This window comes from Sphingomonas sp. SRI_018, assembly GCF_057586275.1.
The window spans coordinates 719169-734674 of the sequence record NZ_JBYCZO010000001.1 but is presented as its reverse complement, the minus strand read 5'-3'; the positions used below and the strand labels follow the sequence as shown (position 1 = coordinate 734674).

Sequence of the window (15506 nt, the reverse complement as noted above, 5' to 3'; positions counted from 1 at the left end):
AGCGCCAGGCCGTCGGCGCTTATCAAGGAATGAACGCGGGGGTAGGCCCCTCGCGATGAGTGGGAGAAGAACATGGCAAAGGAAGCCACCAAGAAGTCCGGCGGCGCTCGTGGGGGGATCACCGCGCCGGTGACTCCGTCTCCGGAGCTCGCCGCGATCGTCGGCAACGGCCCGCTGCCGCGCAGCGAGATCGTCAGCAAGATCTGGGCTCACATCAAGGCGAACAACCTTCAGAACCCGGCGAACAAGCGCGAGATCCTGGCCGACGACAAGCTGAAGAAGATCTTCGGCAAGGACAAGGCCACGATGTTCGAGATGAACAAGCACATCAGCGGCCACGTCAAGGCGTGAGCCCAAGCGCCCGGCGGCGATACCCTCGCCGCCGGACCGCCTGCCGGGCGCGCGGCGCCGGCAAATTGAGGGGACTGGACCATGTCCGCCCCCTCCACCGTCATCCCGGACCTGTTCCGGGGTCCACGGGGCAACCAAGCGTAGCTTTCGCGGTTCCAGCCGAAACCGCAGCGCCATTCCTTGTGGAGACGTGGATGCCGGAACAAGTCCGGCATGACGATTTAGGCCGTCCCAGGCCGTGGCGCGGCCACAAAGGCTTCCAAAGCCAAGTCCGCCCCTCTCAACAGCTTGCGGCCGCCCCGCGCTCCGCCTAGTAAGCGGTGATCGTCAGACGCAGCGTGCGCCGGGCGGCAAAGATTCCAACTCCCGCAGGAGAGACCTTCGATGGCCACCAATCCGGCCGCCCAGCTTCCGCTGTTCTACAACGACCTTCAGCCGCTCTCGAGCCAGACCCACGCCGACTGGCGCGTGCGCCAGACCAATGCCGCGCCGTTCCTCGCCACCCAGCACGCCGTGCCGCTGACGGTCGAGGAATTCCCGCTGGTCCAGCGCCGCATGCCGATCGTGTTCTCGGTCGGCGACGATCCGATCCCGCTCGCGCTGATGGGTCTCAACGAGGGCGTCAACGTCTTCATCGACAGCGAGGGCAAGCTGCGCGATCAGGAGACCTACGTCCCGGCCTATATCCGCCGCTATCCCTATATGCTGGCGCGGCTGCGCCCGGATGCGGACGAGCTGTCGCTGTGCTTCGATCCGTCGTCGGATACGATCGGCGCGTTCGATGAAGGCGAGAAGCTGTTCGAGAACGGCGAGCCGACCGAAGTGACCAAGGCGATCCTGGGCTTTGCCGAGCAGTTCGAGCAGGCCGGCCAGCGCACGTCGCAGTTCATGGCCGAGCTCAAGCAGCTCGAGCTGCTGATCGACGGCGAGGTCCAGATCCAGCCCGACGGCGCGGCGCAGCCGTTCATCTACCGCGGCTTCCAGATGGTCGACGAGAAGAAGCTCACCGAGCTGCGCGGCGACCAGCTGCGCAAGATGGTGCAGTCGGGGATGCTGCCGCTGGTCTATGCCCATCTCTTCTCGCTGAGCCTGATGCGCGATCTGTTCGCCAAGCAGGCGCAGCAGGGTAACGCGCCGGTGCCGGCCTCGGCGATCGAGGCTGCCAACGCCTGACGCGGAACCGTCATAGAGCCCGGTTAGGGCATCCCGAAAGGGGGAAAGCGCCGGACGCCAAGAGCGGCCGGCGCTTTTTTGTTTCCAATTGCCGTCATCCCGGCGAAAGCCGGGATCTCCCGAGGCTATAGTACGACCGCCGCCTGAGATCCCGGCTTTCGCCGGGATGACGTTTCAATCCGGATCGGTTCAGATTCCGCTTAACGCGACAGCTCGTCGATCTCGCGTTCGATGACGGCGGTAATGTAATGGCCGAGCGGCTCCGTCTTCATGTCGGGATGAACGACCATGCGCGCCATCACGCCGAAGCCCTGCGCCAGGATGAAGTCGATGAGCGTTGCGCATTTGTCGGTCCGCTCCTTCGCCGGAGCGAGCGCAGCGAGCGCGGCCGACAGGTTCCGGCGGATACGCGCGTCCATCGTGCGCATGATCGCCGCGACACGATCGTTGCGGCCCGCTTCGGCCAGGATCTCGGTCATCATCCGGCACTTCTCGGCGGTGTCGTCAACCGTACCGAATCGCTTGATCCAGCAGCGGATCGCGGGGAGATCGCCCTTGGCGACGGCCTGGGCGAGGACATCCTCCTCGATCCATTCCGCGACGCCTTCCTCGCAAATGGCGGCGATCACGTCCTCCTTGCTCTCGAAGTCGCGGTAGATCTGGCCGACCTTGATTCCCGACGCGGCAGCGATCTGCGCGACGCCGGTGCGGTGAAAGCCATGCTCGATGAAAAGCGCCCGTGCCGTCTCGATCACATGCCGGCGCCGCACGTCGGCCCGGCTCGCACGCGCCGCATTCTCGACGAGCGCCGTGTTCATCTGTATCTTTCCCTCCGGCTTGACAACGACCCTGCCGGCGGACTAGTCGGCGCCGACACACAAGTGAATGATCGTTCACATATAATCACAGCCTGCAGGTAAGTCCATGAAAAATATCGCTTCCGCGATCGGAATCACGTTGCTGCTCGCAGGCTGTGGTGGTGCACCGCAGCAACCGCCGCCCGGTCCGCCGCAGGTCGGAGTCGTGACGGTGCGCGAGGAGCCGGTGACGCTCAGCACCGAGCTGCCGGGCCGCACCAGCGCCTATGAGACCTCGGACGTGCGTCCGCAGGTCAACGGCATCATCCTCGCCCGCCTGTTCGAGGAAGGCGACTATGTGCGCGCGGGGCAACCGCTCTACCGCATCGATCCCAAGCCCTATGAGGCGCAGGTCGCCAACGCCCGTGCGGCGCTGGCTCGGGCGCGGGCGGCGATCGCCTCGTCGCAGGCGCTCGCGCGGCGCTACGGCGAACTGGTCAAGATCAACGCCATCTCCCGCCAGGACGCCGAGAACGCCATCACCAGCGCGCAGCAGGCGCAGGCCGATGTCGCAGCGCAGCAGGCGGCATTGCGCAGCGCCGAGATCGATCTCGCCCGCACCACCATCCGCGCGCCGATCTCGGGCCGGATCGGCCGCTCCGCCTTCACCACCGGCGCGCTGGTCTCGGCGGCGCAGGCCGATGCGCTCGCCGTCATCCAGCGGCTCGATCCGATCTATGTCGACATCCAGCAGTCGAGCGCCGACCTGCTCAGGCTGCGCCAGCAGATCATGTCGGGCGAGCTCGCCTCCGGCGGCAACGCGCGCGTGCGGCTGAAGCTGGAGGACGGATCGACCTATCCGGTCGAGGGCACGCTCAAGTTCACCGACGTGACGGTCGATCCGACGACCGGCAGCCAGGTGATCCGCGCGGTCTTCCCGAATCCGCGCGGGCTGCTGCTGCCGGGGATGTATGTCCGCGCCGAGCTGGTCCAGGGCATCAAGTCCAACGGCATGCTGGTGCCGCAGCGCGGCGTGACGCGCGACGAGAAGGGCAATGCCACCGCGCTGGTGGTCGGCGCCGACGGCAAGCTCCAACCGCGCACGCTCACCGCGCCGCGGACGGTCGGCCAGAACTGGCTGGTCACTGCGGGCCTCAAGCCCGGCGACCGCGTGGTCGTCGAGGGCGCGCAGAACCTCCAGCCCGGCACGCCGGTCAAGGCCGTTCCCTTCCAGGAGAACGCCGGCAACCAGGCGCCGGGCGGCCAGCAGCCGCAGGGCGCCGCGCCGGCAGGTGAGGGTCAGGCTCAGGCCAATCAGCCGCAAGGCAACCAGACACAGGCGAAGTAACCGGCCATGTCACGCTATTTCATCGACCGGCCCATCTTCGCGTGGGTCATCGCCATCATCCTGATGCTGGGCGGCGTGCTCGCGCTGCGCAGCCTGCCGATCGAGCAGTTCCCGACGATCGCAGCGCCGGCGGTGACGATCACCGCCACCTATCCCGGCGCCGACGCGGAGACGATGGAGCGAACGACGACGCAGATCATCGAGCAGCAGCTCAAGGGCATCGATCACCTGCGCTACTTCTCGTCGTCGTCCTCCTCGTCCGGCAGCGCGACGATCACCCTCACCTTCGAGCAGGGGACCAACCCCGACATCGCTCAGGTGCAAGTGCAGAACAAGATCCAGGCGGCGACCTCGCTGCTGCCGCAGGAGGTGCAGCGCCAGGGCGTCCAGGTGCAGAAGTCGTCGGCCGCCTTCCTGCTGATCGTCGGCCTTTATTCCGAGGACGGCTCGCACAACTCGGTCGACCTCGCCGACTATGTCATCTCGCGCTTTCAGGACCCGATCAGCCGTGTGAACGGCGTCGGCTCGCTCCAGACCTTCGGCGGCCAATATGCGATGCGCGTCTGGGTCGATCCGATCAAGCTGGCCAACTACAGCCTGACCATCGGCGACATCAGCAACGCGTTGCAGGCGCAGAATGCGCAGGTTTCCGCCGGCCAGATCGGCGCGCCGCCCGCGCCCAAGGAGCAGATGCTGAACGCGACCGTCTCGGTCCAGTCGCGCCTGCAGACGCCCGAACAGTTCGGTGCGATCCGCCTCAAGACCTCGTCCGACGGCGCGGTCGTGCGGCTGCGCGACGTCGCGCGCCTCGAGCTCGGGGCGGAAGTCTACGGTTTCGCTCCGCTCTACAACGGCAAGCCTGCGTCGGGTTTCGCGGTGATGCTGGCGCCGGGCGCCAACGCGCTCAACACGGTCGACGCGGTGAAGGCCGAGGTCGAGCAGATCGCCAAGCAGTTCCCGTCGGACATCAAGGTGGTCTACCCGCTCGACAGCACGCCCTTCATCCGGCTGTCGATCGAGCAGGTGGTCGAGACGCTGGTCGAGGCGGTGGTCCTCGTCTTCCTCGTCATGTTCCTTTTCCTGCAGAACTGGCGGGCGACGCTGATCCCGACGATCGCGGTGCCGGTGGTGCTGCTCGGCACCTTCGCGGTGATGTCGATCGCGGGCTATTCGATCAACACGCTGACCTTGTTCGGCATGGTGCTCGCCATCGGCCTGCTGGTCGACGACGCGATCGTCGTCGTCGAGAACGTCGAACGCCTGATCCAGGACGAGGGGCTCAGTCCCAAGGACGCCGCGCGCAAGTCGATGGACGAGATCACCGGCGCACTGGTCGGCATCGCCGCGGTGCTGTCCGCGGTGTTCCTGCCGATGGCCTTCTTCGGCGGCTCGACCGGCGTGATCTACCGCCAGTTCTCGATCACCATCGTCTCGGCGATGGCGCTGTCGGTGATGGTCGCGCTGATCCTGACCCCGGCGCTGTGCGCCACGATCCTGAAGCCGCACGATCCCAACAAGCACGAGGGCAACGGCCCCCTCGCCCGCTTCTTCCGCTGGTTCAACGACTGGTTCGATCGCGGCCGCCACAAGTACGACAAGGGCGTGCGCGGCACCACGCGCAGCTGGAAGCGCTCGGCGCTGGTCTATCTGCTGATCGTGGTGGGCATGGGCACGCTGTTCTATCGGCTGCCGACCAGCTTCCTGCCCGAAGAGGATCAGGGATGGCTGATGGCGATGGTCCAGGGCCCGTCGGGCGCGACGCTGCCGCGCACGGAAAAGGCGCTGGACGTGGTACGCGACCATTTCCTCAAGGACGAGAAGGCGAACGTCACAGGCATCTTCACGGTCGCCGGCTTCTCCTTCGCCGGCCAGGGGCAGAACGCCGGCATCGCCTTCATCCAGCTCAAGGACTGGAAGGACCGCAAGGGTGCGCAGAACTCGGCGCAGGCGATCGCCGGGCGCGCGATGGGCAGCTTCATGCAATATAAGGACGCGATGATGTTCGCGTTCCTGCCGCCCGCGGTGCAGGAGCTCGGCAACGCCACCGGCTTCGATACCTGGCTCGTCGACCGCTCCAACCTCGGCCATGCGCAGCTCACCCAGATGCGCAACATGATGCTCGGCATGTCGATGCAGGAGAAGCGCGTGGCGCAGGTGCGCCCGATGAGCCTGGACGACGCGCCGCAGCTGAAGGTCAACGTCGACCAGGACAAGGCCGGCGCGCTCGGACTCGACCTCGCCGCGATCAACACGACGATCGCGACCGCCTGGGGCGGCGCCTATGTCAACGACTTCATCGACCGCGGGCGCGTGAAGCGCGTCTACCTCCAGGCGGACGAGCCCTATCGCCAGTCGCCCGAGAGCATCGGCGACCTCTATGTGCGCGGGGCGAGCGGGACGATGGCGCCGTTCACCGCCTTCTCCGATCTCAGCTGGGTCAATGGGCCGGTGCAGCTCACCCGCTACAACGGCCAGCCCGCGCTCCAGCTTCAGGGCGGCGCGGCACCCGGCGTCAGCACCGGCGACGCGATGACGGCGATGGAGGGCATCCATGCCAAGCTGCCGCCCGGCACCGCGCTCGACTGGACCGGCCTCTCCTATGAGGAGCGGCTGTCGGGGAGCCAGGCGCCCGCGCTCTATGGCCTGTCGCTGCTGATCGTGTTCCTGTGCCTCGCCGCGCTCTACGAGAGCTGGTCGGTGCCGATCGCGGTCCTGCTGGTGGTGCCGCTGGGCGTGCTCGGCGCGCTGCTCGCGGCGACGCTGACGGGACTCAACAACGACATCTACCTCCAGGTCGGCCTGATCACGACGATCGGCGTCTCGGCCAAGAACGCGATCCTGATCGTCGAGTTCGCGGAGGAACGCGTGCGCGCCGGCTGGACCGCGTTCGACGCGGCGATGGAGGCGGCACGGCTGCGCTTGCGACCGATCCTGATGACCAGCTTCGCCTTCGTGTTCGGTGTGCTGCCGCTCGCGATCACCACCGGCGCGGGTGCCGGCGGCCAGAACGCGATCGGCCGTGCGGTGGTCGGCGGCATGTTGTCGGCGACCGTGCTGGCGATCTTCTTCGTGCCGATGTTCTTCGTGGTGGTGAGCCGGCTGTTCGGCCACGGCCAAGTCGACAAGCGAACCAGCCCGCCCGAAGGCGAGCCCCGGCCCAATGATGGCGGCGTCGCGCCGCAGGGAGCCTGATTGCAATGACCAAGCCGCTTCTCGCTCTCCTGATGGGCGCGACGATGCTCGCCGGATGCAATCTCGCGCCCAAATACGCCCGTCCCGCCAGCCCTGTCCCGCCGGCGCTGCCGGAGGGCGGCGTCTATCCGCGCGCCGCCAGCGACGCGCCGGACGTCACCGCGATCGGTTGGCGGGACTTCTTCCTCGACCCGCGGCTGCGGCAGGTGATCGAGACGGGCCTCGACAACAACCGCGACCTGCGCGTGGCGGCGGCGAATGTGCTGCAGGCGCGGGCGCAGCTGCGCACGCAGCGTGCCGACCAGGTGCCGACGACCACGGTGACGGGCAGCGGCACCTATACGAACAACATCCAGGGTGCGGGTGCCGGAGCAGGCGCGGGCGCAGGTGCCGGCGCGACTTCGTCGAACCTCGAATTCTACTCGCTGAACGCCGGCTTCTCCGCCTTCGAGCTCGATCTGTTCGGCCGCATCCGCAACTTGACGCGGGCCGCGCAGGAGCAGGTGTTCGCCAGCGAGGAAGCGCAGCGCTCGACGCGGATCAGCCTGATCGCGGAGATCGCCACCGCGTGGCTCACCCTCGCCTCCGACCAGGAGCAGCTCCGCCTCTCGCGCGACACGCTGCGCACCTTCGAGGAGACGCTGCGCCTCACCCGCGAGCAGTTCCGCGTCGGCGTCGGTTCGGAGCTCGAGGTGCGGCAGGCGGAGACCAACTACCAGTCCGCCCGCAACGACATCGCGACGCTGGAGACCCGCATCGCGCAGGACCAGAACGCGCTCAACCTGCTGGTCGGCACTACCGTGCCCGCCGAGCAGCTCCCGACCAGCCTCGGCGCGGAGCCGGTCACACGCGACGCATTGCCTGCCAACCTGTCGTCGGAGGTGCTGCTGCGCCGTCCCGACGTGCTGCGCGCCGAGCATCAGCTGATCGCCGAGAACGCCAATATCGGCGCAGCGCGCGCGGCTTTCTTCCCGACGATCTCGCTGACCACGACGATCGGCACGATCGGCACCGCGCTGTCGAGCCTCTTCTCGGGCGGCAGTTTCACCTACAATGCGCAGCCGAGCGCGTCGCTGCCGCTGTTCGACGGCGGACGCCGGGCGGGCAACCTCGACTATGCCAAGGCGTCGCAGCAGGTGGCGGTCGCGACCTATGAGAAGGCGATCCAGACCTCCTTCCGCGAGGTCTCCGACGCGCTCGCCCAGCGCGGCAAGATCGGCGATCAGCTCTCGGCGCAGACCGCGCGGGTCGAGGCGGCGCAGGTCGCCGCGCGGCTGTCCGATGCGCGCTTCCGGGCGGGGGTCGATTCCTTCCTCACCACCCTCGACGCGCAGCGCACCGCCTATGCGACCCAGCAGCAGCTCGTGACGACGCGGTTCACCCAGGCGAGCAATCTGGTCGAGCTCTATCGTTCGCTGGGCGGCGGGCTGAACTGATCGCCGCGACGACCCTATCCTTTGTCATTCCCGCGAAGGCGGGAATCCATTGTCGCTGCAGTTGGTGAGACTCACGACGGCCAGCCAGAATGGATTCCCGCCTTCGCGGGAATGACGTGGAAGGGAGGCCGCGCTCAAGCTACGGCACTCCGGGTTGATAGTTGCGAAAGCGGAGTCTTGATCTAGGCTCCCGCGCGTGACCTTCTTCGAGAGCCTCCTCGCGCTGATGCTGGTGGCGGTCCTGCTGCTGCAGGTCTCGCGCAGGCTCGGACTCCCCTACCCCACGCTGCTCGCCGCCGCGGGAGTCGCGGTCGGCATGATCCCGGGCGCGCCGTCGATCCTGATCGCGCCGGAAACCGCGCTCGCGCTGTTCCTCGCGCCGGTGCTGATCGATGCCGCATACGACTACCCGATCGGCGCCGCACGCAAGCTGCTGGCGCCGCTTGTCGTCTATGCCGTCGTTGCGGTGATCGTGACGGCGCTGGCGGTCGCCGGCATCGGCGTCGGGATGCTCGGCCTGCCGCTCGCCGCCGCGCTGACCCTGGGTGCGATCGTCGCGCCGCCCGATGCCGCCGCGGCGACGGCGGTCCTCGTCAACCTGCCGGTCGCGCGCCGCATCGACGCGTTGCTGAAGGGCGAGAGCCTGTTCAACGACGCGACCGCGCTGCTGCTGTTCACCGCCGCGCTGACGGTGCAGCAGCGCGGCGGGCTCGATGGCGGCACGGCCGCGCAGCTCGCCCTCGCCGCGCCGGGCGGCATCCTGTTCGGCATCGCCTATGGCTGGCTCGTCTCGCGGCTGCAGCCGCTGGTCGGCAATACCGTGGGCGCGACGTTGCTCCAGTTCGTCCACGCTTTCCTCACCTGGATCATCGCCGAGCATCTGCACCTGTCCGCCGTCCTCGCCGTGGTGGCGAGCGCGATGACGATCGCTTCCCGTGCCAGGGCGAGCGATTCCCCGCGGATGCGCGTCCATTCCTTCGCGGTGTGGACGACCGTGGTGTTCCTGCTCAACGTCCTCGCCTTCCTGCTGATGGGCCTGCAGGCGCGGCGCATCGTGGCGGCGATGGACGCCGCCGAATTCGCCCGCGCCGCCTGGTTCGCGGGCGCGGTGGTGCTGGCGGCGATCGTGGTGCGGCTGGTGATCTCGTTCGGCTATCGCTGGGCAGTCACCCCTCGCCACGGCGAGGAGACCGAGCGTCTTTCCCGCGCCGAAACCTTCCTGCTCGGCTGGACGGGAATGCGAGGTCTCGTCACCCTCGCCACCGCCTTCGCGCTTCCGGCCGACTTTCCCGAGCGCAACACCGTCGTCCTTGCCGCCTTCGCGGTCGTGCTGGTGACGTTGGTCGTGCAGGGAGCGACGCTCGCGCCCTTCATCCGCTTCTTCGGCATCAGCCGCACCGCCGAGGCCGAGAACGAGATCGTCCAGGCGCGCATCGCCCTCGCCGGCGCCGCGCTCGAACGGCTCGAGGACGAGCCCGGCGAAGAGGCTGGGCAGTTGCGCGGTCTCTACGAGCAATTCCGCGACGGCCGGCGCAGTTCGCCGTCGCTCGATCGCCGCCAAGGCCTAGCGCTCGCGGCAGTGCTCGCCCAGCGCGAGCGGCTCGACCGCCTGCGCGCCGAGAACCGCGTCGGCGCCGATGCCTATCTCCAGCTCCAGGAGGAGCTCGACTGGAAGCAGCTCTCGGTGGCGAGCGACGACGAGCGGCGTATCGCCGAGAGCTGATCGCCGACATCGCCGCCACATCCGTCGCAGGTCGTCGCGCATCGCGCACCGTTGGTCGCTCCCGGGATGGCGGGCGGGCTCCCGGCGAGTTCCTCTCCCGCTGGGGGTGACCATGCGTACCGGCCTCAGAGACCGGACGCGCTTGAAGGGATGTGACATATGCGTTTCCGACCCATCATGCTGGCGAGCCTGGGCGCGCTCACGCTCGCGGCTTGCGCCAAGGAGGAACAGGTCGCGTCGGCGCCGCCGCCACCGCCCGGAGCGGTTCCGGGCAGCACCGCGGCGGACCGCGACGGCGACGGCATCGTCGACGGCTATTACACCGCCGACGGCATCTATCATCCCAACGCCGCGCCGGCCCTGCCGCCGCCTCCGCCGGCACCGACCCGTCTGGGAGAACGGGGCTGACCACCATGCTTCCGGGAGTGCGGCGGCGCCGCACTCCCCTCTGCCTCGCCATCGCGATTGCTGCCTTCTTCGCCGGCCAGGCGACCGCCGCGGCACCGGCAGGACAAAGGACCGCGCGCTCCGCCCGCGTCCCGGCCATATCCGACGCGATCGTGTCAGCCATTCGGGAGGAAGCCAATGGCTCGCTCAAGCGCTTCTACGCCAGCCGCGGCTTCCGGCCGCTATGGGCGCCGGACGGCCGGTTCGGACGCGCCACTGACACGCTGATCGGCTATCTGAACTCGGCCGAGCTCGACGGGCTCGAGCCTTCATCCTACGATGTCGGTGAGCTCCGCGATCTCGTCGGCCAGGCGCGCAGCGGCGACCCGCGGGCGGTCGCTCGCGCCGAGCTCGCGCTCTCGGAAGCCTTCGCGCGCTACGTCCAGGACCAGCGCCGACCGCGCGACGTCGGCATGATCTATGCGGACCGCAAGCTGAAGCCGAAAAAGCTCCGCACCGAGACGGTCCTACGCGCCGCCGCCTTCCCCAAGTCGTTCGGCGACTATGTCGCCGACATGGGCTGGATGAGCGACCAGTACGTCCGCCTGCGCGCACTGGCGGCGCGGGCCCGCAAGGTCGGCGCATCCGAGCAGGAAATGGAACGCCTGCGCCTTAATCTCGATCGCGCACGGCTGCTTCCGGGTCCCTGGACCCGCCATGTCGTCGTCGATGCCTCCTCCGGCCGGCTCTGGTATTATGAGGCGGGAAAGCAGGTCGGGACGATGCGCGTCGTTGTCGGCGCACGCGAGACGCAGACACCGATGCTCGCCGGCACGCTGCAATGGGCGATCCTCAATCCCTATTGGAACGTGCCGACCTATCTCGCCCGCAACGACATCGCGCCCAAGGTGCTGGGCGGCCGCTCGCTCGCCTCGATGAAGATGGAGGCGCTGTCCGACTGGAGCGCCTCGCCGCGCACGCTCGATTCCAGGGCGATCGACTGGCACGCGGTGGCGGCCGGCGAAGAGGAAGTGCGCCTGCGCGAGCTGCCCGGCCCGGCCAATTCGATGGGGAAGGTCAAGTTCCTCTTCCCGAACAAGGAGGGGATCTATCTGCACGACACGCCCAAGCGCGACCTGCTGCGCAAGGACGACCGCCATTTCAGCAACGGCTGCATCCGGCTGGAGAATGCGGCGGAACTCGGCCGCTGGCTGCTCCAGAAGCCGCTCGGGACGGCGAAGACGCCGGAACAGGCGGTGCCGCTTCCAGTGCCGACCCCGGTTTACCTGACCTACATCACCGCGACCGCGACGGACGCGGGTCTGGCCTTTCGCAACGACGTGTATGGGCGGGACGGCTGAAGGGCGATGGTGCCCTCGAGAGGATTCGAACCTCCGACCTGCGGTTTAGGAAACCGTTGCTCTATCCTGCTGAGCTACGAGGGCGCCGGAGAGGCTGGTAGTAGGCGCGCCGCCGAGGGTCAATCGCGCGCGCTCAGTTGAGCGTCTCGGGCGGGACCACCGGCACCAGCAGCGGCGCCACCGGCACGCCTTCCTCGACCAGCGCCTTCGCCTGATCGGGAGTCGCCTGGCCGTGGATCGGCCCGGCCGGCTCGTCGCCGAGATGCATCGCGCGCGCCTTGTCAGCGAAGGCCATGCCGACCCATTGCGAGGTCTTGAGCGCCTCCGCCTGCTCGGCCGCGATGGCCGCCAGCGCCGCCTTCACCGCCTCCGGCGTCGGCCGGGCGTCGCGGCGATTGCCCTTGGACGCGACGTTGGGCGCCATTACCGCCTTCGCTACGTCGCTGACGCCGCACATCGGACAGGCAATCAGCGATCCTGCGCGCTGCTCCTCATAGGCCGTGCTGGAGGCGAACCACGCCTCGAACACATGGCCGCTGGCGCATTTGAGGTCGAACGCGATCATCGCGCCGCCTCCACCGGAGGAATCGCGCGGCGATGCGCGAGCACCGGGATGCGCGCGCGGGTGTCGGCCACACGCGCCGGATCGATCTCGGCAAAGCCCAGTCCCGCCTCGCTCCCCATGTCGAGCAACACACCGCCCCAGGGATCGATCACCAGCGAATGGCCATAGGTGGCGCGGCCGTCGTCGTGATTGCCGACCTGCGCCGCGGCGACCACGAAAGCGGCAGATTCGATAGCGCGCGCTCGGAGCAGCGTATGCCAGTGCGCCATACCCGTCGGCACCGTGAACGCCGCCGGCACCGCCAGGATCGTCGCCCCCGCCCCGCTCAGCGCCTGGAAGAGCGCGGGAAAGCGCAGGTCGTAGCAGATCGACAGGCCCAAGGTGCCGAGCGGCGTCTCCGCCGTCACCGCACGCTCGCCCGGCGCATAGGCGGCCGACTCGCGCCAGCTCTCGCCGGTGGGCAGGTCGACGTCGAACAGATGGAGCTTGTCGTAGGTGGCGCGGATCGCGCCCGTATCGTCGATCACGAAGCTGCGGTTGGCGAAGCGCCCATCGTCCGCCAGCACCGCCAGTGAGCCGAGATGCACCCACAGCCCCTGCTCCGCCGCCGCGCCGCGCACCGCCGCCAGCACCGGATCGTCCTCGGCGCGCACGATCGACTCCGCCGCACGATCGCGGTCGCGGTCGATCAGGTTGGACATCTCCGGCGTGAACAGCATCGCCGCGCCGGCCGCCTTCGCCTCGGCCACTGCCGATACGATGGTGCGCGCGTTCGCCGCGGGGTCGATCCCGCTGGTCATTTGGAGCAGGGCCGCCTTCATGCCGCGAGGAACCGATCCAGCGATCCCTCGCGATCCAGCGCGGCCAGATCGTCCGATCCGCCGACATGGCGACCGTCGATGAAGACCTGAGGCACGGTGGTTCGCCCATCGGCGCGCTGGATCATCTCGGCGCGGCGGGGGCCGCCCATGGTGATGTCGAACTCCTCGTACGCCACGCCCTTCTCGCCGAGCAGCCGCTTGGCGCGCGTGCAATAGGGACAGAATGCCTTGGTGTAGATTTCGACCTTCGCCATGATGGCGGAGAGGTGTGGGCGGAAGCCCGTCTTGTCAATCATTTGCTTGGCGCTCGATCACCCGCGCCCAGGCGAGCACCGTCACCCGCGCCGCACCGCCCTTGAGCAGGACGCGGGTACAGGCGGCCACTGTCGCGCCCGTGGTATAGACGTCATCGACCAGCACGACGTGCTTCTCGCTGAGCCGCTCCCCTGCCCCGTCGGCCAGCGCGAACGCTCCCGCGACTGCCTTCGCCCGCTGGCGCGGCCCCATTCCGCGCAATACCGGCGTCGCCTTGGCGCGCAGCAGCAGCCGTGGCTCATGCGGGATGCCGCTCCCCTTCGCCAGCCCGCCGGCGATCAGCGCCGCCTGGTTGTACCCGCGCGACCAGAGCCGCCAGCGATGGAGCGGCACCGGCACGATCAGCTGCGCATCACCGGGCAGCAGCCGCGCCATCTGCCGCGCCGCCGTCTCGGCAAAGGCGCTGCGCCCGCCATATTTGAGCCGCAGCGCCACCGTCTTGGCGATCTCGCCATAAGCCACCGCGGCGCGGGCGCCGGCATAGGGCGGCGGATCGGCCAGGCAGGCGCCGCACAGCGCCTCCTCGCCGCGATCGAACTCGAACGGCAGCGCGCAGCCCGCGCACCACGGCGGTCCCAGGAAATCGAACGACGCCCAGCAGGCGGCGCAGAAGCGGTGGTCCGCTTCGACCACGGCACCACACCCTGGACAACGCGGCGGCAGCGCCAGCGCGGCGACGAGGGCGAGCGGCCGGGCGACATTCGCGATCACACCCCCTTGTCGCCGCCCGCGCGCCGCCGCACAAGCGCCGGCGTGGACACGCCCGAAATCTTCGACCGCCGCCTCCGCCGCCTGCGCCGCGACCGTGCTGCGCGGGGCTATGACGGCTTCCTGCGCGACTTCATGCTCGAGGGGATCGTCGACCGGCTGGGGGCGGTGACGCGCAGCTTCGGCGAAGTGCTCGACCTGGGTGCGGCCGATCACAGCTTCGCCCTGCCTGGCGCCCGCGTCGTCCGCTGCGATCCCGGTGCGCTGTTTGCCCGCGGCGGCGTGCAGGCCGACGAGGATCGCCTCCCCTTCGACGACGCGAGCTTCGACCTCGTCGTCTCGGCCGGCGTGCTCGACCAGGTCAACGATCTGCCTGGCGCGCTCGCGCTGATCCGGCGCGTGCTGCGGCCGGACGGGCTGTTCCTCGGCGCCTTCGCCGGCGCCGGCAGCCTCGCCACCTTGCGCGCGGTGCTGCGCGAGGCCGAGCCCGGCGTTGCCCGGCTCCACCCGCAGATCGACGTGCGCTCGGCCGGCGACCTGCTCGTCCGCGCCGGCTTCGCGCTGCCGGTCGCCGATACCGAGCGGCTCGACGTCCGCTACGCCAGCATCTTCAAGCTGTTCGCCGACCTGCGCGCGACGGCCTCCACCAACCTGCTCGTCGACCGCACGCCCCTCACCCGGGAGACGCTTGCCCGCGCCGCTCAGGTGTTCATGGACCGCGCCGATTCCGACGGCCGCACGCCCGAGCGCTTCGAAATCGTGTTCCTGACCGGCTGGGCGCCCGATCCCTCGCAACCCAAGCCCGCCCGCCGCGGCAGCGCAACTGCCAGCCTCGCCGCGGCATTGCGGCCGAACTAGACGAGCGCGTCGAGCAACCCGATCAGCGGCTTGTCAGCGGGCGGCATCTCCAGGCGGTGCAGTTCCACCGGCCGCACCCATTTGAGTGCGGCAGCGTGATGCGGCGCGGCTGTGCCCGACCATTTTCGGCAGACGTAGAGCAGCAGCAGGAGATGCTTTTCCCCGAGAGGCTCGCTGGCGAAGGCGGCCGGGGCCAGGCAGGCCGCTTCCACGCCGATCCCCAACTCCTCGGCGAGCTCGCGGATCAGCGCTCCTTCCGGCGTCTCACCCGGCTCGATCTTGCCGCCGGGGAATTCCCACAGGCCCGCCATCGGCTTGCCCGGTGGACGTTGCTGCACCAGCACGCGCCCGTCGGCATCGATCAGCGCCGCCGCCGCGACATGGAACAACTCCGCGCCCCCCAATGACACTTCGTTAATCCTCCGCCTTTAGCTTCACGGGCGATCGACCGGAGACCGATCGCGAATGCGC

The 15506-nt window shown here is 68.8% G+C and carries 15 protein-coding genes and 1 tRNA gene; 9 read left to right on the top strand and 7 right to left on the bottom strand.

What is annotated here, in order from left to right:
• The first annotated feature begins 72 nt into the window (after positions 1 to 72).
• Together AC2YHA_RS03420 and AC2YHA_RS03415 are read left to right on the top strand one after the other, a co-directional pair.
• Entirely contained in the window at positions 73 to 351 is a 279-nt protein-coding gene (locus tag AC2YHA_RS03420) for an SWIB/MDM2 domain-containing protein (protein ID WP_233782867.1), read from the top strand.
• A gap of 384 nt (positions 352 to 735) precedes the next feature.
• On the top strand, positions 736 to 1524 hold the full coding sequence (locus tag AC2YHA_RS03415) for a SapC family protein (RefSeq protein WP_487400374.1): 789 nt from the start codon (positions 736 to 738) through the stop codon (positions 1522 to 1524).
• A 200-nt stretch (positions 1525 to 1724) separates the two neighbouring features.
• On the opposite strand, the gene AC2YHA_RS03410 is transcribed toward AC2YHA_RS03415, so the two are convergent.
• Positions 1725 to 2342, bottom strand: a complete 618-nt coding sequence (locus AC2YHA_RS03410) for a TetR/AcrR family transcriptional regulator (RefSeq protein ID WP_487400373.1) — start codon at positions 2340 to 2342, stop codon at positions 1725 to 1727.
• 106 nt (positions 2343 to 2448) lie between these two features.
• Between AC2YHA_RS03410 and AC2YHA_RS03405 the strand changes: the two genes are divergently transcribed.
• The 6 genes from AC2YHA_RS03405 (at position 2449) to AC2YHA_RS03380 (ending at position 11768) form a co-directional block, all read left to right on the top strand.
• The gene (locus AC2YHA_RS03405; RefSeq protein ID WP_487400372.1) at positions 2449 to 3669 is read left to right on the top strand and encodes an efflux RND transporter periplasmic adaptor subunit; all 1221 of its coding nucleotides are present in this window, start codon (positions 2449 to 2451) and stop codon (positions 3667 to 3669) included.
• Between the two features lie 6 nt (positions 3670 to 3675).
• A complete protein-coding gene (locus AC2YHA_RS03400; protein WP_487400371.1) occupies positions 3676 to 6861 on the top strand; it encodes an efflux RND transporter permease subunit in 3186 nt (1061 codons plus the stop codon).
• A gap of 5 nt (positions 6862 to 6866) precedes the next feature.
• A complete protein-coding gene (locus AC2YHA_RS03395) occupies positions 6867 to 8297 on the top strand; it encodes an efflux transporter outer membrane subunit (protein ID WP_487400370.1) in 1431 nt (476 codons plus the stop codon).
• A gap of 196 nt (positions 8298 to 8493) precedes the next feature.
• Complete coding sequence (locus AC2YHA_RS03390; RefSeq protein WP_487400369.1) at positions 8494 to 10020, top strand: cation:proton antiporter; 1527 nt, start codon at positions 8494 to 8496, stop codon at positions 10018 to 10020.
• 159 nt (positions 10021 to 10179) lie between these two features.
• A complete protein-coding gene (locus AC2YHA_RS03385) occupies positions 10180 to 10428 on the top strand; it encodes a hypothetical protein (RefSeq protein WP_233782874.1) in 249 nt (82 codons plus the stop codon).
• Between the two features lie 5 nt (positions 10429 to 10433).
• Complete coding sequence (locus AC2YHA_RS03380) at positions 10434 to 11768, top strand: L,D-transpeptidase family protein (protein ID WP_233782875.1); 1335 nt, start codon at positions 10434 to 10436, stop codon at positions 11766 to 11768.
• 7 nt (positions 11769 to 11775) lie between these two features.
• Here AC2YHA_RS03380 and AC2YHA_RS03375 read toward each other — a convergent pair.
• The 5 genes from AC2YHA_RS03375 to AC2YHA_RS03355 form a co-directional block, all read right to left on the bottom strand.
• A tRNA-Arg gene (locus AC2YHA_RS03375) sits at positions 11776 to 11852 on the bottom strand.
• A 49-nt stretch (positions 11853 to 11901) separates the two neighbouring features.
• The gene (locus AC2YHA_RS03370) at positions 11902 to 12333 is read right to left on the bottom strand and encodes a DUF1178 family protein (RefSeq protein WP_487400368.1); all 432 of its coding nucleotides are present in this window, start codon (positions 12331 to 12333) and stop codon (positions 11902 to 11904) included.
• Positions 12330 to 13154 (bottom strand): carbon-nitrogen hydrolase family protein, encoded by an 825-nt coding sequence (locus AC2YHA_RS03365; RefSeq protein ID WP_487400367.1) that lies wholly within the window; start codon positions 13152 to 13154, stop codon positions 12330 to 12332. The genes AC2YHA_RS03370 and AC2YHA_RS03365 overlap by 4 nt, the downstream gene beginning before the upstream one ends.
• On the bottom strand, positions 13151 to 13408 hold the full coding sequence (gene grxC / locus AC2YHA_RS03360; protein WP_487401692.1) for a glutaredoxin 3: 258 nt from the start codon (positions 13406 to 13408) through the stop codon (positions 13151 to 13153). Before grxC ends, AC2YHA_RS03365 begins: the two co-directional genes overlap by 4 nt.
• A gap of 34 nt (positions 13409 to 13442) precedes the next feature.
• Positions 13443 to 14102, bottom strand: coding sequence for a ComF family protein (locus AC2YHA_RS03355; protein WP_487400366.1), 660 nt, complete (start codon positions 14100 to 14102; stop codon positions 13443 to 13445).
• A 120-nt stretch (positions 14103 to 14222) separates the two neighbouring features.
• Here AC2YHA_RS03355 and AC2YHA_RS03350 point away from each other — a divergent pair, with 120 nt between their 5' ends.
• A complete protein-coding gene (locus AC2YHA_RS03350) occupies positions 14223 to 15035 on the top strand; it encodes a class I SAM-dependent methyltransferase (protein ID WP_487401691.1) in 813 nt (270 codons plus the stop codon).
• On the opposite strand, the gene AC2YHA_RS03345 is transcribed toward AC2YHA_RS03350, so the two are convergent.
• Entirely contained in the window at positions 15032 to 15439 is a 408-nt protein-coding gene (locus AC2YHA_RS03345) for a (deoxy)nucleoside triphosphate pyrophosphohydrolase (protein WP_487401690.1), read from the bottom strand. The two genes, AC2YHA_RS03350 and AC2YHA_RS03345, sit on opposite strands and share 4 nt — an antisense overlap.
• Positions 15440 to 15506: the final 67 nt, after the last annotated feature.